24 protein-coding genes are annotated in these 24,925 nt (G+C 68.3%); 15 read left to right on the top strand and 9 right to left on the bottom strand.

The annotated features are described in order from the left end of the window. Window positions 1-4: 4 nt before the first annotated feature. Window positions 5-2,095, bottom strand: coding sequence for a transketolase (gene tkt, locus QRN44_RS16570; RefSeq protein ID WP_121290633.1), 2,091 nt, complete (start codon window positions 2,093-2,095; stop codon window positions 5-7). 377 nt (window positions 2,096-2,472) lie between these two features. On the opposite strand from tkt, the gene QRN44_RS16565 reads away from it, so the two are divergent. Then, window positions 2,473-3,393, top strand: a complete 921-nt coding sequence (locus QRN44_RS16565) for a heme o synthase (protein ID WP_064296933.1) — start codon at window positions 2,473-2,475, stop codon at window positions 3,391-3,393. 4 nt (window positions 3,394-3,397) lie between these two features. Further along, on the top strand, window positions 3,398-5,947 hold the full coding sequence (locus QRN44_RS16560; RefSeq protein ID WP_079002529.1) for a DEAD/DEAH box helicase: 2,550 nt from the start codon (window positions 3,398-3,400) through the stop codon (window positions 5,945-5,947). A gap of 47 nt (window positions 5,948-5,994) precedes the next feature. Here the strand turns inward: QRN44_RS16560 and QRN44_RS16555 are convergent, their stop codons facing one another. Beyond that, window positions 5,995-6,966 (bottom strand): COX15/CtaA family protein, encoded by a 972-nt coding sequence (locus tag QRN44_RS16555; protein WP_121291065.1) that lies wholly within the window; start codon window positions 6,964-6,966, stop codon window positions 5,995-5,997. Window positions 6,967-7,273: 307 nt separating this feature from the next. On the opposite strand from QRN44_RS16555, the gene sufB reads away from it, so the two are divergent. The 7 genes from sufB (at window position 7,274) to abc-f (ending at window position 14,352) form a co-directional block, all read left to right on the top strand. Beyond that, window positions 7,274-8,692 carry a Fe-S cluster assembly protein SufB gene (gene sufB / locus QRN44_RS16550; protein WP_056005633.1) on the top strand — a complete coding sequence of 473 codons (1,419 nt, stop codon included), beginning with the start codon at window positions 7,274-7,276 and terminating at the stop codon, window positions 8,690-8,692. Continuing rightward, the gene (sufD, locus tag QRN44_RS16545; RefSeq protein WP_175115822.1) at window positions 8,692-9,900 is read left to right on the top strand and encodes a Fe-S cluster assembly protein SufD; all 1,209 of its coding nucleotides are present in this window, start codon (window positions 8,692-8,694) and stop codon (window positions 9,898-9,900) included. The genes sufB and sufD overlap by 1 nt, the downstream gene beginning before the upstream one ends. Continuing rightward, window positions 9,900-10,223 (top strand): non-heme iron oxygenase ferredoxin subunit, encoded by a 324-nt coding sequence (locus QRN44_RS16540; protein ID WP_064296937.1) that lies wholly within the window; start codon window positions 9,900-9,902, stop codon window positions 10,221-10,223. Before sufD ends, QRN44_RS16540 begins: the two co-directional genes overlap by 1 nt. 4 nt (window positions 10,224-10,227) lie before the next feature. After that, a complete protein-coding gene (gene sufC, locus QRN44_RS16535; RefSeq protein WP_285039660.1) occupies window positions 10,228-11,004 on the top strand; it encodes a Fe-S cluster assembly ATPase SufC in 777 nt (258 codons plus the stop codon). A gap of 28 nt (window positions 11,005-11,032) precedes the next feature. Then, on the top strand, window positions 11,033-11,362 hold the full coding sequence (locus QRN44_RS16530; protein ID WP_056005622.1) for a metal-sulfur cluster assembly factor: 330 nt from the start codon (window positions 11,033-11,035) through the stop codon (window positions 11,360-11,362). Window positions 11,363-11,455: 93 nt separating this feature from the next. After that, entirely contained in the window at window positions 11,456-12,622 is a 1,167-nt protein-coding gene (locus tag QRN44_RS16525) for a MalY/PatB family protein (protein WP_121290629.1), read from the top strand. 131 nt (window positions 12,623-12,753) lie between these two features. Beyond that, window positions 12,754-14,352, top strand: a complete 1,599-nt coding sequence (abc-f, locus tag QRN44_RS16520; RefSeq protein ID WP_056005615.1) for a ribosomal protection-like ABC-F family protein — start codon at window positions 12,754-12,756, stop codon at window positions 14,350-14,352. An 80-nt stretch (window positions 14,353-14,432) separates the two neighbouring features. On the opposite strand, the gene QRN44_RS16515 is transcribed toward abc-f, so the two are convergent. The 3 genes from QRN44_RS16515 to QRN44_RS16505 are packed head-to-tail and all read right to left on the bottom strand — an operon-like array spanning window position 14,433 to window position 15,807. Then, window positions 14,433-15,281, bottom strand: a complete 849-nt coding sequence (locus QRN44_RS16515) for an SURF1 family cytochrome oxidase biogenesis protein (RefSeq protein ID WP_285039657.1) — start codon at window positions 15,279-15,281, stop codon at window positions 14,433-14,435. Beyond that, entirely contained in the window at window positions 15,278-15,502 is a 225-nt protein-coding gene (locus tag QRN44_RS16510) for a hypothetical protein (RefSeq protein ID WP_064296942.1), read from the bottom strand. The genes QRN44_RS16515 and QRN44_RS16510 overlap by 4 nt, the downstream gene beginning before the upstream one ends. After that, the gene (locus QRN44_RS16505; RefSeq protein WP_064296943.1) at window positions 15,499-15,807 is read right to left on the bottom strand and encodes a DUF3099 domain-containing protein; all 309 of its coding nucleotides are present in this window, start codon (window positions 15,805-15,807) and stop codon (window positions 15,499-15,501) included. Before QRN44_RS16505 ends, QRN44_RS16510 begins: the two co-directional genes overlap by 4 nt. Window positions 15,808-15,968: 161 nt before the next feature. On the opposite strand from QRN44_RS16505, the gene fabG reads away from it, so the two are divergent. Continuing rightward, window positions 15,969-16,679 carry a 3-oxoacyl-ACP reductase FabG gene (gene fabG, locus QRN44_RS16500; RefSeq protein ID WP_064296944.1) on the top strand — a complete coding sequence of 237 codons (711 nt, stop codon included), beginning with the start codon at window positions 15,969-15,971 and terminating at the stop codon, window positions 16,677-16,679. Window positions 16,680-16,738: 59 nt separating this feature from the next. Here fabG and serB read toward each other — a convergent pair whose 3' ends face one another. After that, window positions 16,739-17,413: a phosphoserine phosphatase SerB gene (serB, locus tag QRN44_RS16495; protein ID WP_285039653.1), complete on the bottom strand. Its 675-nt coding sequence runs from the start codon at window positions 17,411-17,413 to the stop codon at window positions 16,739-16,741. A 17-nt stretch (window positions 17,414-17,430) separates the two neighbouring features. Continuing rightward, window positions 17,431-18,675, bottom strand: coding sequence for a glucose-1-phosphate adenylyltransferase (locus QRN44_RS16490; RefSeq protein WP_121290622.1), 1,245 nt, complete (start codon window positions 18,673-18,675; stop codon window positions 17,431-17,433). Window positions 18,676-18,720: 45 nt separating this feature from the next. Between QRN44_RS16490 and glgA the strand changes: the two genes are divergently transcribed. The 3 genes from glgA (at window position 18,721) to QRN44_RS16475 (ending at window position 21,184) form a co-directional block, all read left to right on the top strand. After that, the gene (gene glgA / locus QRN44_RS16485) at window positions 18,721-19,902 is read left to right on the top strand and encodes a glycogen synthase (RefSeq protein WP_071260213.1); all 1,182 of its coding nucleotides are present in this window, start codon (window positions 18,721-18,723) and stop codon (window positions 19,900-19,902) included. 63 nt (window positions 19,903-19,965) lie between these two features. Continuing rightward, window positions 19,966-20,778, top strand: a complete 813-nt coding sequence (locus QRN44_RS16480; RefSeq protein WP_064296948.1) for an ABC transporter ATP-binding protein — start codon at window positions 19,966-19,968, stop codon at window positions 20,776-20,778. A gap of 157 nt (window positions 20,779-20,935) precedes the next feature. Next, entirely contained in the window at window positions 20,936-21,184 is a 249-nt protein-coding gene (locus tag QRN44_RS16475; RefSeq protein ID WP_056005588.1) for a type B 50S ribosomal protein L31, read from the top strand. Between the two features lie 73 nt (window positions 21,185-21,257). On the opposite strand, the gene QRN44_RS16470 is transcribed toward QRN44_RS16475, so the two are convergent. Continuing rightward, window positions 21,258-22,031 (bottom strand): 3'-5' exonuclease, encoded by a 774-nt coding sequence (locus QRN44_RS16470; RefSeq protein ID WP_285039651.1) that lies wholly within the window; start codon window positions 22,029-22,031, stop codon window positions 21,258-21,260. 104 nt (window positions 22,032-22,135) lie between these two features. On the opposite strand from QRN44_RS16470, the gene QRN44_RS16465 reads away from it, so the two are divergent. Continuing rightward, a complete protein-coding gene (locus QRN44_RS16465; protein WP_121290620.1) occupies window positions 22,136-23,038 on the top strand; it encodes an alpha/beta fold hydrolase in 903 nt (300 codons plus the stop codon). A gap of 4 nt (window positions 23,039-23,042) precedes the next feature. Here QRN44_RS16465 and QRN44_RS16460 read toward each other — a convergent pair whose 3' ends face one another. Beyond that, on the bottom strand, window positions 23,043-23,945 hold the full coding sequence (locus tag QRN44_RS16460) for a Sir2 family NAD-dependent protein deacetylase (protein ID WP_064296951.1): 903 nt from the start codon (window positions 23,943-23,945) through the stop codon (window positions 23,043-23,045). A gap of 138 nt (window positions 23,946-24,083) precedes the next feature. Here QRN44_RS16460 and QRN44_RS16455 point away from each other — a divergent pair, with 138 nt between their 5' ends. Continuing rightward, the gene (locus tag QRN44_RS16455) at window positions 24,084-24,887 is read left to right on the top strand and encodes a TrmH family RNA methyltransferase (RefSeq protein WP_064296952.1); all 804 of its coding nucleotides are present in this window, start codon (window positions 24,084-24,086) and stop codon (window positions 24,885-24,887) included. Window positions 24,888-24,925 lie beyond the last annotated feature (38 nt).

The following is a 24,925-nucleotide window of genomic DNA, read 5'->3' as shown; positions in this document are numbered from 1 at the left end:
CGGGCTACTTGCCGAGCGTCTCGTGTGCTGCGGAGACGACTGCCTCCGTGGTGATGCCGAACTCACGGAACAGCGTCTTGTAGTCGGCGGACGCACCGAAGTGCTCGATCGACACGGTCCGGCCGGCGTCGCCGACGATGCTCTTCCAGGTCAGGCCGAGACCCGCCTCGACGGAGACGCGTGCGGTGACGGCCTTCGGGAGGACGGACTCGCGGTACTCGGCGGACTGCTCCTCGAACCACTCGAGTGCGGGCACCGAGACGACGCGGGCGTTGACGCCCTCGCCGCGCAGGACCTCGCGGGCCTCGACGGCGAGCTGGAGCTCGGAGCCCGTCGCGATGAGGATGACGTCCGGCGTTCCGCCGGGCGCCTCGGCGAGGATGTACGCACCCTTGGCGACGTTCGACGCTGCAGCGAAGGTCTCGCCGGTGGCGTCGCCCGTGCCGCGCTCGAACACCGGGATGTTCTGACGGGTCAGCGCGATGCCGGTCGGGCCGCCGCGACGCTTGAGGATCTCGAGCCAGGCGTAGGCCACCTCGTTCGCGTCACCCGGTCGCACGACGGCGAGGTTCGGGATGGCACGGAGCGAGGCGAGCTGCTCGATCGGCTGGTGCGTGGGGCCGTCCTCGCCGAGGGCGACGGAGTCGTGCGTCCACACGAAGATGGACGGCACGTTCATGAGCGCGGCGAGACGGACGGCCGGACGCATGTAGTCGCTGAAGATGAGGAAGGTGCCACCGAACGCGCGGGTCGGGCCGTGCAGGACGATGCCGTTGAGGATCGCGGCCATGGCGTGCTCGCGGATGCCGAAGTGCAGGACACGACCGTAGGGGTTCCCGGTCCACTCGTGGGTGGAGTGCTCGCTCGGGATGAACGACGCACCGCCCTCGATCGTCGTGTTGTTCGACTCGGCGAGGTCGGCCGAACCACCCCACAGCTCGGGGATGACCGGGCCGAGGGCGTTGAGCACCTTGCCGGATGCGGCGCGGGTCGAGACGTCCTTGCCGGCCTCGAACACGGGGAGCGCCGACTCGACACCCTCGGGGAGTTCGCCGGCCTCGAGACGCTCGAGCAGCGCAGCGCGCTCCGGGTTGGCCGCGGCCCAGGCGTCGAACGTCAGCTGCCACTCGGCACGTGCCTCGGCACCGCGGTCGATCGCCTTGCGGGTGTGCTCGATGACCTCGTCGGCGACGAAGAAGTTCTGCTCGGGGTCGAAGCCGAGCACCTCCTTGACGGCCGCGAGCTCCTCGGCGCCCAGCGCCGAACCGTGGATCTTGCCGGAGTTCTGCTTCTTGGGAGCCGGCCATCCGATGATGGTCTTCAGGATGATGAGCGACGGCTTGTCGGTCTCGGCCTTCGCCGCCTCGATCGCGTCGTTCAGCGCGTGGACGTCCTCGACGTACTCGCCGGTCTTCTTCCAGTCGACGACCTGGACGTGCCAGTGGTAGGCCTCGTAACGGGCCTTGACGTCCTCGGTGAAGGCGATGTTGGTGTCGTCCTCGATCGAGATCTGGTTGGAGTCGTAGATCGCGATGAGGTTGCCGAGCTGCTGGTGACCGGCGAGCGAGGACGCCTCACTCGTGACGCCCTCCTGCAGGTCGCCGTCGCCGGCGATGACGTAGACGAAGTGGTCGAACGGGCTGGTACCGGCCTCGGCCTCGGGGTCGAACAGGCCACGCTCGAAGCGGGACGCGTACGCGAAGCCCACGGCGGAGGCGAGCCCCTGGCCGAGCGGACCGGTGGTGATCTCGACGCCGTCGGTGTGGCCGTACTCCGGGTGACCAGGCGTGAGCGAGCCCCAGGTGCGGAGCGCCTCGAGGTCGGAGAGTTCCAGCCCGTAGCCGCCCAGGTAGAGCTGGACGTACTGGGTCAGCGAGCTGTGCCCGACCGAGAGGACGAAGCGGTCGCGTCCGAGCCAGTCCTGGTCCTTCGGATCGCGTCGCATGACCTTCTGGAACAGCAGGTAGGCGGCGGGGGCGAGACTCATCGCCGTTCCCGGGTGGCCGTTGCCGACCTTCTCCACCGCGTCGGCGGCGAGGATGCGCGCCGTGTCGACTGCTTTGCTGTCAATGCTTTCCCACTGCAGATCTGCCACTGAATACTGACCCTTCTCATCGGAACAGGAGGCCGACGAGCGGTCGAGCCTTCTTCTGTGCGTTCGCGGCCCACGTCGTCTTCGGCGTCCGAGCACACGACACCGCTCTTCGAACTGGGTGAAGGGGGGCGCACGCGTGCACAGTGGCTGGCGAGCATTTCCCAGCATAGCGAACCCCTGCAGCCGAGGGTCGATGTTCGACGAGCGCGAACACGCGACGTCACGGATCGTTGCAGCGCTTGCACGACGGGCGTCACCTGGTGAGGGACCGTGCGCCTGCGCACCGTGAGTAGGGAGCCGCCCGCGCGTGTCGTAGAATCGTCTGCGGACCGCGCACCGGGCGAGCAGTGCGTGGTGAACCGAACGTTAGAGGAGCAATGGACGTCGCTGTAGCAGAACGTGTGTCGAGCCCCAAGCTCGGTTTCCGACGCAAGGCGAAGGCGTACATCGCCCTGACCAAGCCGCGGGTCATGGAGCTGCTCCTCGTGACGACGATCCCCGTCATGATCCTCGCGAAGGGCGGTCTGCCCGACTGGTGGCTCGTCATCGCGACCGTCATCGGCGGGTCCTTGAGCGCCGGCTCCGCAGCGGCGTTCAACTGCTACATCGACCGCGACATCGACGCGGTCATGGACCGCACGAAGAAGCGCCCCCTGGTGACCGGCGAGCTCACGCCGCGCGAGGCGCTCGTGTTCGCGTGGACGCTCGGCGTCGTCTCGACGGTCTGGCTCCTCGCCACCACCAACTGGCTCGCGGCCGCACTGTCCGTCGGCGCGATCCTCTTCTACGTCTTCGTGTACACGCTGTGGCTGAAGCGACGCACCCAGCAGAACATCATCTGGGGTGGGATCGCGGGCTGCTTCCCCGTCGTCATCGGCTGGGCCGCCGTCACCGGTTCGCTCTCGTGGGCACCGATCATCCTCTTCGCGGTCGTGTTCCTCTGGACGCCGCCGCACTACTGGCCGCTGTCCATGAAGTACCGCAGCGACTACCAGGCCGTCGGCGTGCCGATGCTCGCCGTCGTCCGCGGTCGCGCGCAGGTCGGCCTCCAGGTCATCCTGTACGCGTGGGCGACGGTCGTCTGCTCGCTCCTGCTCATCCCGGTGGCCGACATGGGGCTGCTGTACAGCGCCGTCGCCCTCCTGTCCGGCGGCTGGTTCGTCTACGAGACCCACCGTCTCTACAACCTCGCGATCCGTCACGAGCACGTCTCGCCGATGCGCGTCTTCCACGGGTCGATCACCTACCTGACCCTCCTGTTCCTCGCCGTCGGCATCGACCCGCTGCTCCCGTTCTGACCCGGTGGCTGACGCAGCGGAACGCGGCCGGCTGATCGCTGCGACGGGGGAGAGCCCCGACATCGTCTTCGACCGGTTCGTCTCCTGGGCCGAGGCCGGCGGACTCAGCCTGTACCCGGCGCAGGAGGAGGCGCTCATCGGCATCGTCGACGGCGCCAACGTCATCCTCTCCACCCCGACGGGCACCGGCAAGAGCCTCGTCGCCGCCGGCGCACACTTCGCGGCCCTGAGCTCCGGTCGACGCAGCTACTACACGGCCCCGATCAAGGCGCTCGTCAGCGAGAAGTTCTTCGCACTCGTCGAGATGTTCGGCGCTGAGAACGTCGGGATGGTCACCGGGGACTCCTCGGTGAATGCCGACGCGCCGATCGTCTGCTGCACCGCGGAGATCGTCGCCAACCTGGCGCTCCGGCACGGCGAGGACGCCGGCATCGACCAGGTCGTGATGGACGAGTTCCACTTCTACGCCGACCCCGACCGCGGGTGGGCGTGGCAGGTGCCGCTGCTCACCCTCCCGGACACGCAGTTCGTCCTCATGTCCGCGACCCTCGGCGACGTCGGCGACCTCGCGCGCGACCTCGAGCGCCGGACCGGCCGTGAGACCGCCATCGTGACCGGCGTCGAACGACCGGTGCCGCTCCATTTCTCGTACGCGACCACGCCGATCCACGAGACCGTGGAGGACCTCCTCCACACGGGACAGGCTCCGATCTACATCGTCCACTTCGCGCAGGCGGCGGCGCTCGAGCGGGCACAGGCCTTGACCAGCCTCAAGGTCGTCACCCGCGAGCAGCGCGACGAGATCGCCGACGCCATCGGCGACTTCCGGTTCAGCACCGCGTTCGGCACGACGCTGTCCCGGCTCGTCCGCAGCGGGATCGGCGTGCACCACGCCGGCATGCTGCCGAAGTACCGACGCCTCGTGGAGCAGCTGGCCCAACGTGGTCTCCTCCGCGTCATCTGCGGGACGGACACCCTCGGCGTCGGGATCAACGTCCCGATCCGCACGGTCCTGTTCACGGCGCTCACGAAGTACGACGGCACGAAGATGCGCCAGGTGAACGCCCGGGAGTTCCATCAGATCGCCGGTCGTGCGGGTCGGGCCGGCTACGACACCGCGGGCACCGTCGTCGTCCAGGCTCCCGAGCACGAGACCGAGAACCTCAAGCTCATCGAGAAGGCCGGCGACGACCCGAAGAAGCGCCGCAAGATCATCCGGAAGAAGGCGCCGGAGGGGTTCGTGTCCTGGGGGGAGCCGAGCTTCCAGCGGCTCGTCGCGGCCGAGCCTGAAACGCTGACCAGCCACATGCAGCTCACCCACGCGATGATGCTCAGCGTCATCGCGCGCGGCGGCGACAGCTTCGGCACCATCCGCTCCCTCGTCTTCGACAACCACGAGCCTCGGGCGAGACGCTTCGCCCTGGCCAGGCGGGCGCTCGAGATCTACCGCACCCTCCGCACGGCAGGGGTGATCACCCAGACGATCGATCCCGAGACGGGTGAGGTCGTCATCGGCCTGACGGTCGAACTGCAGCCGAACTTCGCGCTCAACGCTCCGCTGTCACCGTTCGCCCTCGCCGCGTTCGAGCTGTTGGACCCCGCGGAGCCAGGCTTCGCCCTCGACGTCATCTCGGTGGTCGAATCGACGCTCGACGATCCGCGCCAGATCGTCATGGCCCAGCAACACCTCGCCAGAGGCGAGGCCGTGCAGGCGATGAAGGCCGAGGGGATCGAGTACGACCAGCGCATGGAGCTCCTCGAGGCGGTCACCCATCCGAGACCGCTGGCCGAACTCCTCGAAGCGGCGTTCACGAGCTACACCGCCGCGCAGCCGTGGGCACTCGACCTCGAGCTCCGCCCGAAGGCGGTCGTGCGCGACTTCATCGAGCGTGCACTGAACTTCAGCGAGTTCGTCTCGTTCTACAGTCTCTCGAGGTCCGAGGGACTCGTTCTGCGGTACCTCTCCGACGCCTTCCGGGCGATCCGACAGAGCGTGCCGGACGAGTTCAAGGACGAGGAGCTCCAGGACCTCATCGAGTGGCTCGGCGAACTCGTCCGACAGGTCGACTCGAGTCTGCTCGACGAGTGGGAGGAACTGTCCCACCCGGACCCCGAACGCCATGCGGAGGCGAGTCGGTCACTCCCGCCCACGCCACGGAGCGTCCTCGCCAACCGCCGGGCGTTCACCGTCCTCGTCCGGAACGAACTCTTCCGCCGGGTCCAGCTCGCATCGCTGGAGCACTACGACGCGCTCGGCGAGCTCGACGCGTCGGCCGGATTCGACGCCGACGCCTGGGCCGACGCCATGGATCCGTACTTCGAGGAGCACGGGGAACTCCCGACCGGTGCTGCAGCACGGAGCCCGGCGCTGCTGGTCGTCGACGACGAGGACGAGCGCCCCGTGGGCGACACGGGCGGTGTCTGGCGGGTGCGTCAGGTGTTCGCCGATCCGGCCGGCGACCACGACTGGGGGATCAGCGCCGTCATCGACCTCGACGCCTCCGACGAGACCGGGACCGCGGTCGTCCGGGTGACCGCGGTCGGGATGCTCTGAGTCGTCAGCGGGCGCGCAGAGCCCTCAGCGGGAGAGCGTCTGAGCCATCAGCGGGAGACGCTGAGGGATGCCGACTCCTCGACGCGTGACGCGGTCCGGACCGGGATCCGCTGCTGCAGCACGACCCAGGTCATCGCGGCGACGAGCAACCCGGCGAGCACCATGTGCAGCCCCACGAGCACCTCGGGGAGTCCGAGGCGGGCCTGGGTGAGCCCCACGATGATCTGCACCACTTCGACCGCCAGCAGAGTGGAGACCGCGGTGCGCACCCCGCGCGACCCACGGCGGGCGCCGAGGGCGATCACGCCGACGAGCAGCACGATGGTGCCGGCGAGCGTCGCGTAGGCGGGCCAGCTGTGGAGGTGCTGGAGGAACTCGGGGTCGAACCCGTTGCGCGGCGCCGGCACCTCCTTCGAGTTGTCGCCGGCGTGCGGGCCCGAGCCCGTCGTCAGGATGCCGAACACGACGGTGACGGCGACGAAGAGGCTCGTCAGGTGGACGACGCCGAGGTACCAGCCGGGCATGACCTTCACCGCGCCACGGGGACCGCGGTGGACCCGATGGACGAGCATCGTCGCGAGGGCGACCAGGACGATGGAGATGACGAAGTGCAGCCCGACCACGTACGGGTTCAGCCCGGTGAGGACCGTGATGCCGCCGAGGACCGCCTGCGCGGGGATCGACAGGCCCTGGAGCAGGGTCAGCCGGAAGAGATCGGGGCGCTGCCGACGCATACGGATCACCGCGAGGAACGCGGCGATCACGATGGCCGCGAGGACGAAGGTGAGGAGGCGGTTGCCGAACTCGATGAACCCGTGGATGCCCATCTCCGGCGTGTTGACGAAGGAGTCGTCCGTGCAGCGCGGCCACGTCGGGCATCCGAGCCCGGAGGCCGTCAGGCGGACGGCGCCCCCGGTCCCGATGAGGACGAGCTGGAAGGCGAAGGAGAGCCAGGCGACGACACGCACGCGCTTGTCGATCGTCGTCGGCAACCACTGCCAGAACCGGGTGGCACGCACCCGGTCGGGAAGGGACGGTGCCGGCGTCGGTCGACCGGCGGTCTTGGAGTGGTGTGACACGGGTCGATCCTTCGGTTCGCGGTGGCCACGGCTGCGGTATCCACCGTCCTCACCCACAACCCACAGGAAGCTGTAGGATTATGAGGTTCACGGTGCGCGCGAGATGCGCCATGGTTCATGAACATTGTAGGTTCGCGAAGAAGCCGCCCGCACATCCCCTCCCCAATCCGCTCCGATCAGGCGCGTGCCATGGGAGGGAATGACGACCTCCAGCCGGTGGTTGTCTCCAGGGAGGAAAGAGGGACACATGTCAGACATCCTGATCGATCGCCCGGAGCTCGCCGGACTCGGCCAATACGAGTTCGGATGGCACGACGGCGACGTCGCCGGCGCTTCAGCGCGCCGCGGCATCTCCACGGAGGTCGTTGCCGACATCTCCGCATTGAAGAGCGAACCGGACTGGATGCTGCAGCGCCGCCTCAAGGCCCTGCAGCTGTTCGAGCGCAAGCCCATGCCGACGTGGGGCGCCGACCTCTCCGAGATCGACTTCGAGAACATCAAGTACTTCGTCCGGTCCACCGAGAAGCAGGCTCAGACCTGGGAGGACCTGCCGGACGACATCAAGAACACCTACGAGAAGCTCGGCATCCCCGAGGCGGAGCGCCAGCGCCTCGTCTCCGGCGTCGCCGCGCAGTACGAGTCCGAGGTGGTCTACCACCAGATCAACGAGGAGCTCGAGGCGCAGGGTGTCATCTTCATGGACACCGACACCGCGTTGCGCGAGCACCCCGAGTTCTTCGAGGAGTACTTCGGCACGGTCATCCCGTCCGGCGACAACAAGTTCGCCGCGCTGAACACCGCCGTATGGTCGGGTGGCTCCTTCGTCTACGTGCCGCCCGGCGTGCACGTCGAGATCCCGCTGCAGGCCTACTTCCGGATCAACACCGAGAACATGGGTCAGTTCGAGCGCACGCTGATCATCGCCGACGAAGGCAGCTACGTGCACTACATCGAGGGCTGCACCGCGCCGATCTACAAGTCGGACTCGCTGCACTCCGCGGTCGTCGAGATCATCGTCAAGAAGAACGCCCGCGTCCGCTACACGACGATCCAGAACTGGTCGAACAACGTCTACAACCTGGTCACGAAGCGCGCCACGGCCGCCGAAGGAGCGACCATGGAGTGGATCGACGGCAACATCGGATCCAAGGTCACGATGAAGTACCCGTCCATCTACCTCATGGGCGAGCACGCCAAGGGCGAGACCCTGTCCGTCGCCTTCGCCGGTCCCGGCCAGCACCAGGACGCCGGCGCGAAGATGATCCACATGGCTCCGTACACGCAGTCGTCCATCGTCTCCAAGTCGATCGCCCGAGGCGGCGGACGCGCGGGCTACCGCGGCGAGGTCCGGGTGGACGCCAACGCCCATCACTCGGCCAACACCGTGCGCTGCGACGCGCTCCTGGTCGACACCATCTCCCGGAGCGACACGTACCCGGCGATCGACATCCGTGTGGACGACGTCCAGCTCGGACACGAGGCGACGGTGTCCAAGGTCAGCGAGGAGCAGCTCTTCTACCTCATGAGCCGCGGCATGCCGGAGGACGAGGCCATGGCGATGATCGTCCGCGGCTTCATCGAGCCGATCGCCCGCGAACTGCCCATGGAGTACGCACTCGAACTCAACAAGCTCATCGAGATGGGCATGGAAGGATCCGTCGGTTAATGACGACTGCAGCACCGACTCAGACCGAAGGACAGCACGGCATCACGGCACACAGCGACGGCGCAGGACGCGTCATCCCGGTGCAGACCCGTTCGGAGCGCTTCAGCTCCTATGATGTCGCCGACTTCCCAGCGGTGACGGGACGCGAGGCGGTCTGGAAGCTCAGCCCGGTCGCGCAGTTCACCGACCTCACCGCGGGGGAGCTCGACGGCTCTCCCACCCCGATCACGCACGACGACGTCGACGGATTCAGCGTCGAGTGGATCGGTCGCGACGACGCCCGCGTCGGCTCCGCCGGCGTGCCGGAGGAGCGCGCCTCCGCGAACGCCTGGTCGAGCTTCGACCAGGCACTGGCGATCTCGGTCACGGGTGAGGAGTCCAAGACCCTGCGCCTCGAGCGGAGCGGACTCGGCGACAGCGCCCGCGCTGCGCACACCGTCATCACCGCCGCGCCGTTCAGCCGCGGCCTCGTCATCATCGAGAACGCGGGCGACGCCCGCCTGACCGAGAACGTCGAGATCGTCGTCGGCGAGCAGGCCGACGTGACCGTCGTGACCGTGCAGTGGTGGGACGACGACGCCGTGCACCTCGCCAGCCACTTCGCGTCCATCGGTCGTGACGCCCACCTCAAGCACGTCGTGGTGTCGCTCGGCGGCAAGGTCGTCCGGGTGAACCCGACCCTGCACCTCGCCGGTCAGGGCTCGGACCTCGACTCGCTCGGCGTGTACTTCTCCGACGCGGGTCAGCACCTCGAGCAGCAGGTCTACATGCACCACGACGCACCGAACACCCGCGGGCGCGTGACCTACAAGGGCGCACTGCAGGGCGAGGGTGCGCGGTCCGTGTGGATCGGCGACGTCCTCATCAGCAACCGTGCCGTCGGCACCGACAGCTACGAGCAGAACCGCAACCTGGTCCTCTCCGACGGCACCCGTGCCGACTCCGTGCCGAACCTCGAGATCGAGACCGGCGACATCGCCGGTGCCGGTCACGCGAGCGCGACCGGACGCTTCGACGACGAGCAGCTCTTCTACCTGCAGGCTCGAGGCATCCCTGAGGACGAGGCACGACGACTCGTCGTCCGCGGCTTCCTCGTGGAGATCATCCAGCAGATCGGTGACACCGAGCTGCAGGAGCGCCTCTCGGCGGCCATCGAGGCCGAACTGCTCGGCGCCGACGGACAGGGCACCGGCGGAGCGCAGCACTGATGGCGACGAAGGTGTGCTCGTTCGACGAGCTCGCCGTCAACCAGGCCAAGCGGGTCGTGGTGGACGGCGTGCCGATCGCCCTCGTGCGCGACGCGTCCGACGAGCTGTTCGCGATCGGCGACGTCTGCACCCACGGCGACATCTCGCTGTCCGAAGGCTTCGTCGAGGACGGCAATCTCGAATGCTGGGCACACGGCTCACAGTTCTCGCTCACGACGGGCAAGCCGCTCACCCTCCCGGCCTACGAGCCGGTCCCCGTCTACACCGTCGAGCTCATCGACGGCGACATCTACATCGACCCGACCGCAACGAAAGAGATCTAGCACCATGTCAGTCCTCGAAATCCGCGACCTGCACGTCAGCGTCGAAACCGAGCAGGGCACCAAGCCGATCCTGCGTGGCGTCGACCTCACCATCCGGAAGGGCGAGACCCACGCGATCATGGGTCCGAACGGTTCGGGCAAGTCCACGCTCGCGTACACGATCGCCGGCCACCCGAAGTACACCGTCGACAGCGGATTCATCACGCTGGACGGCGAGGACGTCCTCGCGATGAGCGTCGACGAGCGCGCCCGTGCCGGACTCTTCCTCGCGATGCAGTACCCCGTCGAGATCCCCGGAGTCACGGTCACGAACTTCCTCCGCACGGCGAAGACCGCCGTCGACGGCGAGGCGCCCGCGATCCGCGGCTGGATCAAGGACGTCCGCGAGTCGATGAAGAACCTGCGCATGGAGCCTGCCTTCGCGGAACGCAACGTCAACGAGGGCTTCTCCGGTGGCGAGAAGAAGCGTCACGAGATCCTCCAGCTCGAGCTGCTGAAGCCGCAGTTCGCAGTCCTCGACGAGACCGACTCCGGCCTCGACGTCGACGCCCTCAAGATCGTGTCCGAGGGCGTCAACCGCGCCAAGGAGAACACGGGCCTCGGTGTCCTGCTCATCACGCACTACACGCGCATCCTCCGCTACATCAAGCCGGACTTCGTGCACGTCTTCGTCGCCGGCAAGATCGCTGAGCAGGGCGGTCCCGAGCTCGCCGACCGCCTCGAGAACGAAGGCTACGACCGTTTCCTCGTGGACGCCGTCGTCGCCCCGGAAGGTGCCTGAAGCCGCGCCAGCGGTCTAAGATAACGACATGGTAACAACGCTCAGTCCGCAACGATTCGACGAGGTCGAAGAGGCGCTCAAGGACGTCATGGACCCCGAGCTCGGGGTGAACGTGGTCGACCTCGGTCTCATCTACGACCTGGGTTGGGATGACGAGAACGACGCGCTCATCATCCACATGACCCTGACCTCCGCCGGATGTCCGCTCACGGACGTCCTCGAGGAGCAGACGGGTCAAGCGCTCGACGGCATCGTCGACGCCTTCCGCATCAACTGGGTGTGGATGCCGCCGTGGGGCCCGGAGCGCATCACGGACGACGGGCGCGACATGATGCGTGCCCTCGGCTTCTCGATCTGATCGATCCTCCACGACGACGGACGGCTGCAATGCAGCCGTCCGTCGTCCTGTTCCCGGCGGCGTCACCCGGCTGATCCCGGATAGGGTCGACGCATGACCGAGATCGTGTCCGCCGACCCCCTCGACGTCCTGCGCAGCCGGACGAGCGAGAAGTGGTCCGAGTACCCCGACGACGTCCTGCCCATGTTCGTGGCCGAGATGGACGTCCCGCTGGCACCCGTGGTCCGCGAGGTCCTACACGCGGCCATCGACCGCGGCGACGCCGGGTACGTCGCGAGCCGCACACGGCTCCCACAGACGTTCGCCGACTTCGCAGCGCGACGCTGGGGTTGGGATGTGGATCCCGGCTCCGTGTTCACCACCGCCGACGTCAGCATGGGCATCGTCGAGATCCTGCGTCGCGTCATCTCACCCGGTGAGGGCGTGGTGATCACCTCGCCGGTCTACCCGCCGTTCTTCGACCTCGTCACCGAGGCCGGGGGAGTCGTGGTGGACGTCCCCTTGCTCGGGTCCAGCCGCGCCGACGATCTCGCCGGAGGCTGGCGGCTCGACCTGGACGGTGTCGAAGCCGCGTTCCGCGACGGAGCGAAGGCCTTCCTCCTCTGCAACCCGCACAACCCGATCGGTCGGCCGCACACGGTCGACGAACTCCGCTCGGTCGCAGCACTGGCAGCGCGCTACGGGGTCACGGTCGTGAGTGATGAGATCCACGCTCCGCTCACCCAACCGGGCGAGCGGTTCGTCCCCTACCTCAGCGTGTCCGACGAGGCCGCCGAACACGGGTACGCCGTCCTGTCGGCGAGCAAGGCCTGGAACCTCGCCGGCCTGAAGTGCGCGGTGATGGTCACCGCCGCACCCGGACCGCGGAGCGTGGTCGCGGGGATGCCGGTCGAGGTGTTCTGGCGGACGGGCCAGTTCGGAGTGCTGGCGTCGGTCGCCGCCTTCGAGTCGGGAGAGCCCTGGTTGGACGGGCTCCTCGCGTTGATCGACGGCAACCGGCGGCTGCTCGGTGAGCTGCTGGGTGCCGAGCTGCCCGAGGTCGGCTACCGACCGCCTGCCGCCGGGTACCTCGCCTGGCTGGACTGCACCGGGCTCGGTTGGACGGAGCCCCCGGCGCGGCGCATCCTGCGCGAGGCGCGCGTGGCCCTGCAGGAGGGAGCCCCGTTCGGGCCCGGAGGCGTCGGCCATGCACGACTCAACCTGGCCTGCTCGCCCGAGCTCCTCACCGAGGCGGTCGGACGGATCTCCGCCCTGCGTTGACGGACGTCCGGCCGCACCGGGACCCTGCCGGAACGGCCGCGGTGCTGAGCATCGGATTCACGATTTATACTGGGAGGCTGACCCCCACCCTCCGCGTTGTCGAAACGCACCCGAAGAAATGGACTATGCCTGTGCTGAGTGTGCACGACCTCGAGATCCGCGTGGGGGCACGCGTGCTCATGGAGCACGTGAACTTCCGCGTGTCCGCCGGCGACAAGATCGGCCTCGTCGGCCGTAACGGTGCCGGGAAGACGACCCTGACCAAGACGCTGGCGGGGGAGACCCTCCCGACGAACGGCAAGATCGATCGCGGTGGCGAGATCGGGTACCTGCCGCAGGACCCGCGTTCCGGCAACCCGGAGGACCTCGCCCGCACCCGCATCCTCGATGCGCGTGGTCTCGGCCAGCTCGCACTCGGCATGCACGAGTCGAGCATGGCCATGGCGAGCGACGACCCGAAGGTGGCGGAAGCCGCCATGAAGAAGTACGGCAACCTCACCGACCGGTTCAACGCGCTCGGCGGGTACGCCGCGGAGGCCGAGGCGGCCTCGATCGCATCGAACCTGAACCTACCCGATCGCATCCTCGATCAGCAGCTGAAGACGCTCTCGGGCGGACAGCGCCGCCGCATCGAACTCGCGCGCATCCTCTTCTCCGACGCCGAGACGCTCATCCTCGACGAGCCGACCAACCACCTCGACGCCGACTCGGTCGTCTGGCTGCGTGAGTTCCTCAAGCAGTACAAGGGCGGGTTCATCGTGATCTCGCACGACATCGAGCTCGTCGGCGAGACCGTCAACCGGGTCTTCTACCTCGATGCGAACCGCACCGTCATCGACATCTACAACATGAACTGGAAGAACTACCAGCGTCAGCGCGAGGCCGACGAGGAGCGCCGGAAGAAGGAGCGCACCAACGTCGAGAAGAAGGCGACGGCGCTCCAGCTCCAGGCGGCCAAGTTCGGTGCGAAGGCCAGCAAGGCGGCCGCAGCCCACCAGATGGTGGCTCGCGCCGAACGGATGCTCTCCGGGCTCGAGGAGGTCCGCGCGCAAGACCGCGTGGCCAAGCTACGGTTCCCGACTCCGGCGCCCTGTGGCCGGACGCCGCTCATGGCGAGCAACCTGTCGAAGAGCTACGGCTCGCTCGAGATCTTCACGGCCGTCGACCTCGCGATCGACCGTGGCTCGAAGGTCGTCATCCTCGGATTCAACGGTGCGGGCAAGACGACCCTGCTGCGGATCCTCGCCGGAGTGGACCAGCCCGACACCGGGCAGCTCGAGCCCGGGCACGGCCTGCGGATCGGCTACTACGCGCAGGAGCACGAGACGATCGACGTGAAGCGCAGCGTGCTCGAGAACATGGTCTCCTCGTCGCCGAACATCACCGAGATGGAAGCGCGCAAGGTCCTCGGCTCGTTCCTGTTCACCGGCGACGACTCCAACAAGCTCGCGGGCGTGCTGTCCGGTGGCGAGAAGACGAGACTCGCTCTCGCGATGATCGTCGTCTCGGGCGCGAACATGCTCCTCCTGGACGAACCGACCAACAACCTCGACCCGGCCAGCCGTCTGGAGATCCTCGACGCGCTCGCCCACTACGAGGGTGCCGTCGTGCTCGTGAGTCACGATGAGGGCGCCGTCGAGGCGCTCAACCCCGAGCGAGTGCTCATCCTGCCCGACGGCGTCGAGGACCACTGGAACAAGGACTACCAGGACCTCGTCAGCCTGGCCTAGCGCCAGCGGGCCAGCGCTCCCGGTCCGTGAGCATCACCGGCCGGGTACGCACCGTCCGTCGACGGCTCGTCGCACTCGCGTCAGCGACTCGCTTCGAGGATCTCATCCTCGATGTCGGCGTCGGACCGTGCCTTCGCGGCGAGCCGTTCGGCGCGTGCAGCCGCACGCCGCTGCTCCTTCGGGTTGTCGGAATTCAGGATGCGGTACTCCTGACGGATGGCATAGGCGAGGAAGATGAAGCCCATCAGCGCGAAGACCACCCATTGCAGCGCGTACGAGAGGTGCATCCCCTCGTTCGGCTCGGGCTTGATCGGACCGAGCGGCGCCGATTCGGCCGGCGCCGGGCTCTCCGAGAGGAGCATGCCGTACGCACCGGAGTAGAGGGTCTCGCCGCGGAGTTCGGCGATCTGCGGGAGGTTGATCGTGGCCACCTGCCCGTCGGCGGCCCCGCGGCCCGGGAGCGTCGGTTCGCCGGGTCGGATACGGACGACGACCGAGACCTCTCCGCTCGGAGGCGCCGGGACCGACTCGGGTGCTTCGAGTGAATCGTTCGCGGCGACCCAGCCACGGTCGACGATGAACACGTCTCCGTCGGCGAGTCGGAGCGGCGTGAGGACGTTGAAGCCGGCCTGGTTGTTCCTGGGACGGTTCCGCACCAGCAGCTGCTCGTCAGGCAGGTAGGTGCCACTCATCGACACCGGGTGCCATTCGTCGGCCACGCTGAACGAGTCGAGCGACGGCAGCGCTTCGTCGAGCGGGATCGGAGTCGCGTCCCAGTTGGCCTCGATGCGCTGGACCTCCTCCTCCTTCTCGCTCGCCCGAGCGAGCTGCCAGTTGGAGAGCAGGACGCACACGATCGCGAACACGATCGCGACGCCGAGGTAGCCGAGCCAACGGCGGCTGAAGGCGAACCGCCAACCCGCGCTCATGAGCCGACCGCCGATGTCAACGGACGCCGCTCGAGGGGGAAGGAGCGGGCTTCGAGGAACGCCTCCAGGAAGTCGACGTGTTCGTCGCAGGCGGTCCAGACCTTCACGCGGTCCTCCGCGTGGATCTTCGGATTGCGCCACTCGATCCGCCAGCTCGCCGCCGCGCGGCAGCCGGCCCGGGAGCAGATCACGCCGTCGGGCTCGGCACCGAACCCGATCATGCCTGGTCGGTGGGACGAGGCGGAACCGAGTCGTCGACGATGATCGGCCGCTGGGACACGACGACACCGGTGGGGCGCTCGATGGCCCCCTGCGACGGCAGCGATCCGGCGTTCGCGATGATGACGGCGACGTACGGCAGGAAGATGGCACCGGCCGCGACCGCGAACATCCAACCGCCTTGGACGAACGGGAGCGCAGCGAGGCAAAGCAACCGGACACCCATGGTGATCGAGTACTTGATGAACCGCTGCCGGCGCTCCTGTTCGGGAGCCGGTGGGAGGGAGGTGATGCTCTGCTGCTTCATGCCACGACCAGCCTACGCGCTCGGCGGGTGGGCGAAGCCCCCAAATCACCGGGAGAACCGGAGCACCCCCATATGCTGGTACGGGTCCGCGGCCGGAACGCCGCGCGCCCCGACGGCCGCCGCACGAGTCGGCCGGTATCGCCGCAGGAGAGGAATCGACCATGACCGCACCACGCACCGTACTCGTCACCGGAGGCAACCGGGGGATCGGTTTCGCCATCGCCGAGGAGTTCGTCGCGCAGGGTCACCGCGTCGCCGTCACCGCTCGATCCGGCGAAGGCCCCGCGGGTACGTTGACGGTCCGCGCGGACGTCACCGATGCAGCCTCCGTCGACGCGGCGTTCAGCGAGATCGAGTCGGAGCTCGGCCCGGTCGAGGTGCTCGTCGCGAATGCGGGCATCACGAAGGACACCCTGCTCATGCGGATGAGCGAGGACGACTTCGACCAGGTGGTCGACACGAACCTCGGCGGCTCCTTCCGCGTCGTCAAGCGCGCGTCCAAGGGCATGCTCAAGGCACGCTTCGGACGCATCGTGCTCATCTCCAGCGTCGTGGGCCTCTACGGGTCGGCCGGTCAGGTCAACTACGCGGCCTCGAAGAGCGGCCTCATCGGCATGGCGCGGTCCATCACCCGCGAGCTCGGTGCACGTGGGATCACGGCGAACGTGATCGCCCCGGGGTTCATCGAGACCGACATGACCGCCGAACTGCCCGCCGAGACCCAGGCCGAGTACAAGAAGAGCATCCCGGCAGCGCGTTTCGCGAGTGCGAACGAGGTCGCGAAGGTCGTCACGTGGATCGCCGGTGACGACGCGGGCTACATCTCAGGCGCCGTGATCCCGGTCGACGGCGGCCTCGGCATGGGTCACTGACCCGGGCAGCACCGCACCGAGCAGAACCCGACCTCGGGCGCTGACCCCCGACGCGCGGATCAGAGCCCGAGGAGTGGGAGGACGCCGGCGAGGTCGACCCGCCCGGCGACGACGTCGGCACGGCGGCGGACGATCGGCTTCGCGTTGAACGCGACCGAGAGCCCGGCGACGGCCATCATCTCGAGGTCGTTGGCTCCGTCGCCGATCGCGATCGTCCGTGCCAACGGCACGCCGTCCTCGTCGGCCCACTCCTGCAGTGCGGCCGCCTTCGCCGCCGCGTCGATGATGGGACCGCTGAGGCCTCCCGTCAACCGACCGTCGGCCGTCTCGAGGCGGTTCGCCCGCACATGGTCGAGGCCGAGTGCCTCGGCCAGCGGGTCGAGCAGTTCATGGAACCCGCCGGACACGACACCGATCCGTGACCCGTGCGCATGCAGCCGGCCGATCAGCGTCTCCAGGCCGGTCGTCGTCCGGATCCGTTCGGCGATCACCGGGATCCGGTCGACGGGCAGGCCCGCGAGCGTCGCGACCCGGGCCCGGAGGCTGTCGGCGAAGTCGAGGTCACCGCGCATGGCGCGCTCGGTGATGGCGGCGACCTCGGGGAGGCTGCCGACCTCCTCGGCGAGGAGCTCGATCACCTCGTTCTCGATGAGCGTCGAGTCGGCGTCGAGGACCGCGAGGAACCGGACGCCTCGTCCGGCCTGTGGGGGGAGTGCTGCTTCTGGATCCGCCACTGCCGAACGCTCGGTACTCATGGAACGACGCGTACTCCCTTGCCAACCACGGTGAGACCGGATTCGGTGACGGTGAAGCCGCGAGCGCGGTCACGGTCGTGGTCGACACCGACGCTCGCGCCGGAGGTGACCACCACATCCTTGTCCAGGATAGCCCGCTTGACGACGGCGTCCGGTTCGATGTGGACCTTGTCGAACACGACCGAGTCGGAGACGTGGGCGCCGGATTCCACGAGCGCCCATGGCCCGAGGACACTGCGCTCGATGTGGGCACCGGACAGCAGCGAACCGAGGGAGACGATCGAGTCGATGGTCTGGCCGAGGTTGCCCTTCGCGTCCCGCACGAACTTCGCCGGCGGCGAGTTCAGCTGAGAACTGAAGATCGGCCAGTCGCGGTTGTACAGGTTGAAGATCGGGAGGGTCGAGATGAGGTCCTGGTGGGCCTCGTAGAACGATTCGATCGTCCCCACGTCGCGCCAGTAGTAGCGATCGCGATCCGTCGATCCGGGTACATCGTTCCGCTGGAGGTCGTAGACGCCCGCCTGGCCGCGATCGACGAAGTACGGGACGATGTCGCCACCCATGTCGTGGTTCGAGCTCGTCACCTCGCCGTCGTCGATGACCGCCTGCATGAGGGCGTCGGCGTCGAAGACGTAGTTGCCCATCGAGGCGAGCACCTCACCGGGGGAGTCGGGCAGGCCCGGTGCGTCGAGCGGCTTCTCGAGGAAGCGGGCGATGGTCGTCGGGTCGTCCGCGTCGACGTCGATGACGCCGAACTGGTCGGCGAGGGAGATGGGCTGACGGATCGCGGCGACCGTCGCCTTCTTGCCCGAGGCGATGTGCGCCTCGATCATCTGCGCGAAGTCCATGCGGTAGACGTGGTCGGCGCCGACGACCACGACGATGTCGGGCTTCTCGTCGCGGATCAGGTTGAGGCTCTGCAGGATCGCGTCGGCGGATCCGCTGAACCAGCGCTTCCCGAGACGCTGCTGCGCCGGCACGGACGCGACATAGGAGTCGAGCAGGCCGGACAACCGCCAGGTCTGCGAGACGTGGCGGTCGAGGCTGTGGGACTTGTACTGGGTGAGGACGACGATCTGGGTGAGTCCGGAGTTGATGAGGTTCGACAGCGCGAAATCGATCAGACGGTACTGCCCGCCGAACGGTACGGCCGGTTTCGCGCGGTCTGCGGTCAGCGGCATCAACCGCTTCCCTTCCCCACCAGCGAGGACGATTCCGAAGATCTTCTTTGAGGCGGCCATGGCTTCACAATAGATGCCGGACGAGACCTGTACTAGCGTCTAGACATGCGAGTTGATCTTGTGACAAAGGAGTACCCGCCGGAGATCTACGGCGGCGCAGGCGTCCACGTGTCGGAGCTGGTGAAATCCCTCCGTAGCGACATCGACGTGACCGTGCGCTGCTTCGGCGCTCCACGCGACGAGGCCGACACCGTCGCCTACGGTGTCCCGGCCGAGCTCCAGGGGGCGAACGGCGCCCTCACGACACTCGGGACGGACCTCCTGATCGCCCAGGACGTCGCCGGAGCAGACCTCGTGCACTCGCACACCTGGTACGCGAACGGTGCCGGTCACCTCGCGTCGCTGCTGCACGGCATCCCGCACGTCGTGACCGCGCACAGTCTGGAGCCGCTCCGCCCGTGGAAGGCCGAGCAGCTCGGCGGCGGGTACCGCGTGTCCAGTTGGATCGAGCAGTCCGCCTACGAAGGCGCCGCGGCCGTCGTGGCGGTCAGCGACGGCATGCGTCGCGACATCCTGCGGTCGTACCCGAGCCTCGACCCGGCCAAGGTGCAGGTCATCTACAACGGCATCGACCTGACCGACTGGCAGCCACGCGTGGACGACGAGCTGCTGCGGTCGCTCGGCATCGACCCGTCCCGTCCCTCCGTCGTCTTCGTCGGTCGGATCACCCGTCAGAAGGGGCTGCCGTACCTGCTCCGCGCGGCCCGCCTGCTGCCGCCCGACGTGCAGCTCATCCTGTGCGCCGGCGCTCCCGACACCCCCGAGATCCTCACCGAGGTCAAGGGGCTCGTCGAGGAGCTGCAGCGCGAACGCACCGGGGTCGTGTGGATCGAACGGCTGCTCCCGCGTCACGAGCTGTGCACCGTCCTCACCGCCGCCACGACCTTCGTGTGCCCGTCGATCTATGAGCCGCTCGGCATCGTCAACCTCGAGGCGATGGCCTGCGGTGCCGCCGTGGTCGGGACGGGGACCGGCGGCATCCCTGAGGTCGTGCAGGACGGAGTGACCGGGAGGATCGTCCCCCTCGCGCAGGCGTCCGACGGCACCGGCACCCCGCTCGACCCGGAGCGTTTCGTCGCCGACCTCGCCGCCACCCTCACCGAGGTCGTCCAGGATCCCGCCCAGGCGAGGGCCTACGGGGCCGCTGGTCGCCGACGCGCGGAGTCCGACTTCAGCTGGTCGCGCATCGCCACCCAGACCGCGGAGCTGTACCGCAGCCTGGTCTGAACCACCTGCGGACACCTCGGAGGACGGCGACGCGCGACGAGTCTTGGCGGATAGGCTAGGACCATGCCGAGCGTGTTGCAGTTCTCCGATGTGTCCGTCGTCCGCAATCTCAACCCCATCCTCGATGGCGTCGACTGGACGGTGACGGGCGACCAGCGATGGATCGTCCTCGGCCCGAACGGCGCAGGCAAGACGACGCTCCTGCAGCTCGCGGCGACGCTCATCCACCCCTCGAAGGGCACGGTCTCCGTGCTCGACGAGACGCTCGGCCGGGTCGACGTCTTCGAGCTGCGACCGCGCATCGGCTTCGCGTCCTCCGCCCTCGCGAAGCGGGTGCCGCCGGAGGAGACCGTCCTGGACGTCGTGCTCACGGCGGCCTACTCGGTCACCGGCCGCTGGGTCGAGCAGTACGAGGACATCGATGTGAAGCGGGCCTCGCGGGTCCTCGCCGAATGGAAGCTCGACCACCTCGCCGACCGCCGTTTCGGCACGCTCAGCGACGGCGAGCAGAAGCGCGTGCAGATCGCGCGGGCCATCATGACCGACCCCGAACTCCTCCTGCTCGACGAGCCGGCCGCGAGCCTCGACCTCGGCACGCGCGAGGAGCTCGTCGAGCTGCTCGGCGGCTACGCGAGCGCCGACGACTCACCGGCGATCATCATGGTGACCCACCACGTCGAGGAGATCCCCGTCGGCTTCACGCACGTCCTGCTCGTTCGCGACGGCGGCGTCGTCGCCGCCGGACCGATCGCCGAGACCCTCACGGCCGAGCACCTCAGTGAGACCTTCGACCTCCCGATCGAGCTGACCGAGGAGGACGGACGCTTCCACGCCCGCTCCGCCCGCGCCGGACGCTCGGCCGTCACCCCCTCCTGACGGTCGTGCCTCGGCGGGTCGACCTCGGCAGGCGAGCAGACGCGCGCCGAGTCTGGTAAAGTCGACCTTTGGCTCGCGGAGCCAAGAGCTTTCTGCCTCGTGCCTGGAGTTCCGAGCGCGGGTACTACCCACACCATCCACTCAACAAGGACTGCTGATGAAATCTGACATCCACCCCACGTACGAAGCCGTCGTCTTCCGCGACCTCGCCTCCGGCGCGACGTTCCTCACGCGCTCGACGGTCTCGTCGGGCAAGACGATCGACCTCGACGGCGTCACCTACCCGGTGATCGACGTGGAGATCTCGTCCGAGTCGCACCCGTTCTACACGGGCAAGCAGCGCATCATGGACTCCGCCGGTCGCGTCGAGAAGTTCAACCAGCGCTTCAAGGGCTTCGGCAAGTAGTCCTTCCGCTGTCATACACGAACGCCCCGATCCTCGGATCGGGGCGTTCGTCGTCGTGGGGAGTCCGTGCGACTCAGATACCGATGGGCAGCTGGTCCGCTGGGACGATGACCGGCGCCTCGGGTCGAGCGGCAGGGCGTCCGGTGCGGATGGGCCAAGCGCCCTCGGCGACGAACTCGGGATCGCGCACGCGGCGCATGTAGGACTGGAAGCTCTCCGCCTGCTCGAGCGACCAGGTCCGCTGAGCCTCGTGCAGCTCGTCCACGCTCGTCGGCAACGCGTCGGCGTAGCGTCGGCCGATGGCCTGAGCGACGCGTCCAGCGGCGACGGCGTCCACGCCCGCGTCGTGAGCACCCTCCAGTGGAACGCCGTGCAGGGCGGCGACGACCTCGAGCGTCCGCTTGCCGCGGCGGAACGTGTCGAGCCGTCGGTCGAGGATCAGCGGGTCGACGACGGGGGACGGGGCGGTGATCGAGGTCACCCCGTGCCGCTCCGCCTCGAAGTGCAGGAGGGAGAAGTCGTAGGGCGCGTTGTAGGCGACCACCGGGGTCCGTGCGGCGAACAGTTCGGTGAGGACGGACACGATCTCTCCGACGACGGCCGGTGCCGGACGCCCCTCCGCCCGGGCACGCTCCGTCGTGACGCCGTGGATCTCGGCGGCGCGAGCGGGGATCTCGACCCCGGGGTCGGCCATCCAGGACCACGAGCGTTCGACCGAACCGTCCGCGGCGATGACACCGACGAAGGCGGTCACGATGCGACTCGTCTCCACCTCGATGCCGGTCGTCTCGAGATCGAAGACCGCCAGGCGGTCCGTCCAGTGGGGGTTCGCGTCGACCGTGTTCACGCCTTCACCCTATGACGCACCTCCGACAGGGGCCTGTGCCACGCCGGGACGGCACGCTCCGCGTCGTCGGGTGAACGCGGAGCCGGACTGCCTAGACTGAGTGGATGCCCGTCGAATCACCGTACGCCGACCAGCTCGACCGCATCCCCGTCCGGGAGCGCTCGCTCATCGTGGACGGAGCCGAGACCCGGTTCTGGGATTACGGCGACCGAGAGGCGTCGACGACGATCGTCATGGTGCACGGGTTCCGCGGCGACCACCACGGCCTCGAACCGGTCGTCGCGCAGCTCTCCGGATTCCGGATCATCGCTCCGGACCTCCCCGGCTTCGGCAGCTCCGCACCCTTCCCCGACGCCACCCACTCCGTCGAGGGGTACGCAGCCTGGCTGGGACGGTTCATCGAGGAGCTGCACCTGACCGGCCGGGTCGTCCTGCTCGGGCACTCGTTCGGCTCGATCGTGTCGAGCGCCGCCGTCGCCGGGGGACTCCGACCGGACGACCTCGTCCTCGTGAACCCGATCGCCGCCCCGGCGCTCCAGGGCCCTCGAGGTGTCCTGACGAGGCTCGCGGTCTTCTACTACTGGTCGTCCGCGAAGCTCCCGAAACGCCTGGGCTTCGCCTTCCTCCGCAACAAGGGTGTCGTCCGCATCATGAGCGTCGCGATGGCGAAAACGAAGGACCCGGCGCTCCGTCGGTGGATCCACGCCCAGCACGACCAGTACTTCAGCGCCTTCGCCGACCGGGAGGTCGTCCTCGAGTCGTTCACCGCCTCGGTCAGCCACGACGTCAGCGAGTACGCCGACCGCATCCCCAGCCGCACGCTGCTCATCGCCGCCGAGCGCGACGACATCACGCCCGTGGCCGCGCAGTACGCGCTCGCGAAGCGGTTCGCCGACGCGCAGCTGCACGTCATCCCGGGCGTCGGACACCTCATCCACTACGAGGAGCCGCACGACGCGGCGCAACGCCTCACCGCGTTCCTCGCGGACGACCACACCGACGCCTGAGGCGTCAGGCGTCGGTCGCCTCCTGCGAGACGACGCTCGTGAACGCGGACGGGACCAGGCGAGCGGCGATCCCGGTGAGCGTCTCACTGGCGCCCGCGTCGAGCTTCACGTCCGCACGGCCGTCCGCCTTCGTGACGCCACGGTTGATGACGACGATCGGCAACCGCTTCCGGCGGGCGAGTTCGAGGAGCCGGATCCCCGAGTTGACCACGAGCGACGACCCGGCGATCACGAGTGCGTCGGCGCCGCGCACGAGTGCCGCCGCCTCGGCGTACTTCTCCGTGGGGATGAACTCGCCGAAGAAGACCACGTCCGGCTTCAACATGCCACCGCAGACCGTGCACACGGGGACGACGATCTCGTCCACGCGCCCGACCTCGGCATCGCCGTCCGGATTGATCGTCACGTCCGTCTCGGTGTCGAGCCAGGGGTTCAGCGACGTCATGCGCTCCGCGATGCTCGACCTGGCGTAGCTCTGCCCACACGAGAGACAGCTGACGCGGTCCATCGACCCGTGCAGGTCGACGACGCGGCGCGAGCCGGCCCTGACGTGGAGGCCGTCGACGTTCTGCGTGATGACGCCGTCGGCGATGCCGGCCTCCTCGAGGAGCGCGATCGCCCGGTGGCCGGCGTTCGGTCGAGCGCCGTCGAACCGCTTCCACCCGAGGTGGCTGCCGGCCCAGTAGCGTTTGCGCGCGGCGTCGTCGTTGGACAGGAACTGGTCGACCGTCATGGGGGTCCGCACCGGAGCGCCCTGGCCCCGATAGTCGGGGATGCCGGAGTCCGTGCTGACGCCGGCCCCGGTGAGGAAGGCGACGCGTCGGTCCGCGAGCAGCTCGATCGCCCGTTCGAGCCCGGCCTCGGCCGTCTCGTCAGCGGGATCCCCTGCTGCGATCAGCGTGCTCATGCCTGCTCCGTCCATCCGTCCGCGATGATCGGAGTGCTCCGGGCCATCGCTTCCCCTGAGTCTAAACGGCCTCGTTTTCGATCGTGTTCCCACTCTGGCAAGGTGGAGGTCGAACATCGCGTCGAGAGGACGTCTCCCATGCAGGTCATCCGGATCACCGATCTCGACGACGGACGACTCGACGACTACGCGCGGCTGACGGACGTCGCCCTCCGCCGGGTGTCCGAACCCGCGGGTGGCCTGTACATCGCCGAGTCCACGAAGGTCATGGAACGTGCGCTGCGCGCCGGGCACCGACCGCGATCGGTCCTGCTGCAGGAGAAGTGGCTCGACGACGTCTCGCCACTCCTCGAGGACCACGACGTCCCGGTCTTCGTCGGCGAGCCCGCACTCCTGGAGCAGCTGACGGGCTTCCACCTGCACCGGGGAGCGCTCGCGGCGATGCACCGCCCACCGCTCGCCGACCCCGCCGAACTCCTCGCCGACGCCCGCCGCGTGGTCATCCTCGAAGACATCGTCGACCACACCAACGTCGGCGCCATCTTCCGCTCCGTCGCCGGCCTCGGTGCCGACGCGGTCCTGATCACCCCGCGATGCGCCGACCCGCTGTACCGCCGGAGCGTCCGCGTCAGCATGGGAACGGTCCTGCAGGTACCGTGGACCCGCCTGCCGGAATGGGATGTCGCATCCGACGTCCTGCGGGATGCCGGCTTCGAGACGGCCGCCCTCGCTCTGGCCGACGACGCCGTGGACCTCGACACCTATGCTCGGACCGCCCCGGAACGGCTCGCCATCGTGCTCGGCGCTGAAGGTGACGGTCTGAGCGCCTCGGCCCTCGCCGCCGCCGACACGATCGTGACCATCCCGATGCTCCACGGCGTCGACTCGCTGAACGTCGCGTCGGCCAGTGCCGTCGCCCTCTGGGAGCTCCGGGTCCGCTGACCACGGTCCAACGCTGCTCTCCGGGCAGCCGCACGGCG

The sequence above is a fragment of the Plantibacter sp. lyk4-40-MEA-4 genome (assembly GCF_030209415.1).
GTDB lineage: Bacteria > Actinomycetota > Actinomycetes > Actinomycetales > Microbacteriaceae > Plantibacter > Plantibacter flavus_A.
Note: the sequence above shows the minus strand (reverse complement) of the source record. Positions and strands in the feature narration are given on the sequence as shown.

Bases quoted from the DNA above. Each gene is read 5' to 3' on its own strand.
- QRN44_RS16565 (WP_064296933.1), top strand. From the start codon at position 2,473: ATGGACGTCGCTGTAGCAGAACGTGTGTCGAGCCCCAAGCTCGGTTTC.
- sufB (WP_056005633.1), top strand. From the start codon at position 7,274: ATGTCAGACATCCTGATCGATCGCCCGGAGCTCGCCGGACTCGGCCAA.
- sufD (WP_175115822.1), top strand. From the start codon at position 8,692: ATGACGACTGCAGCACCGACTCAGACCGAAGGACAGCACGGCATCACG.
- QRN44_RS16540 (WP_064296937.1), top strand. From the start codon at position 9,900: ATGGCGACGAAGGTGTGCTCGTTCGACGAGCTCGCCGTCAACCAGGCC.
- sufC (WP_285039660.1), top strand. From the start codon at position 10,228: ATGTCAGTCCTCGAAATCCGCGACCTGCACGTCAGCGTCGAAACCGAG.
- QRN44_RS16530 (WP_056005622.1), top strand. From the start codon at position 11,033: ATGGTAACAACGCTCAGTCCGCAACGATTCGACGAGGTCGAAGAGGCG.
- QRN44_RS16525 (WP_121290629.1), top strand. From the start codon at position 11,456: ATGACCGAGATCGTGTCCGCCGACCCCCTCGACGTCCTGCGCAGCCGG.
- QRN44_RS16515 (WP_285039657.1), bottom strand. From the start codon at position 15,281: ATGAGCGCGGGTTGGCGGTTCGCCTTCAGCCGCCGTTGGCTCGGCTAC.
- QRN44_RS16510 (WP_064296942.1), bottom strand. From the start codon at position 15,502: ATGATCGGGTTCGGTGCCGAGCCCGACGGCGTGATCTGCTCCCGGGCC.
- QRN44_RS16505 (WP_064296943.1), bottom strand. From the start codon at position 15,807: ATGAAGCAGCAGAGCATCACCTCCCTCCCACCGGCTCCCGAACAGGAG.
- fabG (WP_064296944.1), top strand. From the start codon at position 15,969: ATGACCGCACCACGCACCGTACTCGTCACCGGAGGCAACCGGGGGATC.
- QRN44_RS16490 (WP_121290622.1), bottom strand. From the start codon at position 18,675: ATGGCCGCCTCAAAGAAGATCTTCGGAATCGTCCTCGCTGGTGGGGAA.
- glgA (WP_071260213.1), top strand. From the start codon at position 18,721: ATGCGAGTTGATCTTGTGACAAAGGAGTACCCGCCGGAGATCTACGGC.
- QRN44_RS16480 (WP_064296948.1), top strand. From the start codon at position 19,966: ATGCCGAGCGTGTTGCAGTTCTCCGATGTGTCCGTCGTCCGCAATCTC.
- QRN44_RS16475 (WP_056005588.1), top strand. From the start codon at position 20,936: ATGAAATCTGACATCCACCCCACGTACGAAGCCGTCGTCTTCCGCGAC.
- QRN44_RS16465 (WP_121290620.1), top strand. From the start codon at position 22,136: ATGCCCGTCGAATCACCGTACGCCGACCAGCTCGACCGCATCCCCGTC.
- QRN44_RS16460 (WP_064296951.1), bottom strand. From the start codon at position 23,945: ATGAGCACGCTGATCGCAGCAGGGGATCCCGCTGACGAGACGGCCGAG.
- QRN44_RS16455 (WP_064296952.1), top strand. From the start codon at position 24,084: ATGCAGGTCATCCGGATCACCGATCTCGACGACGGACGACTCGACGAC.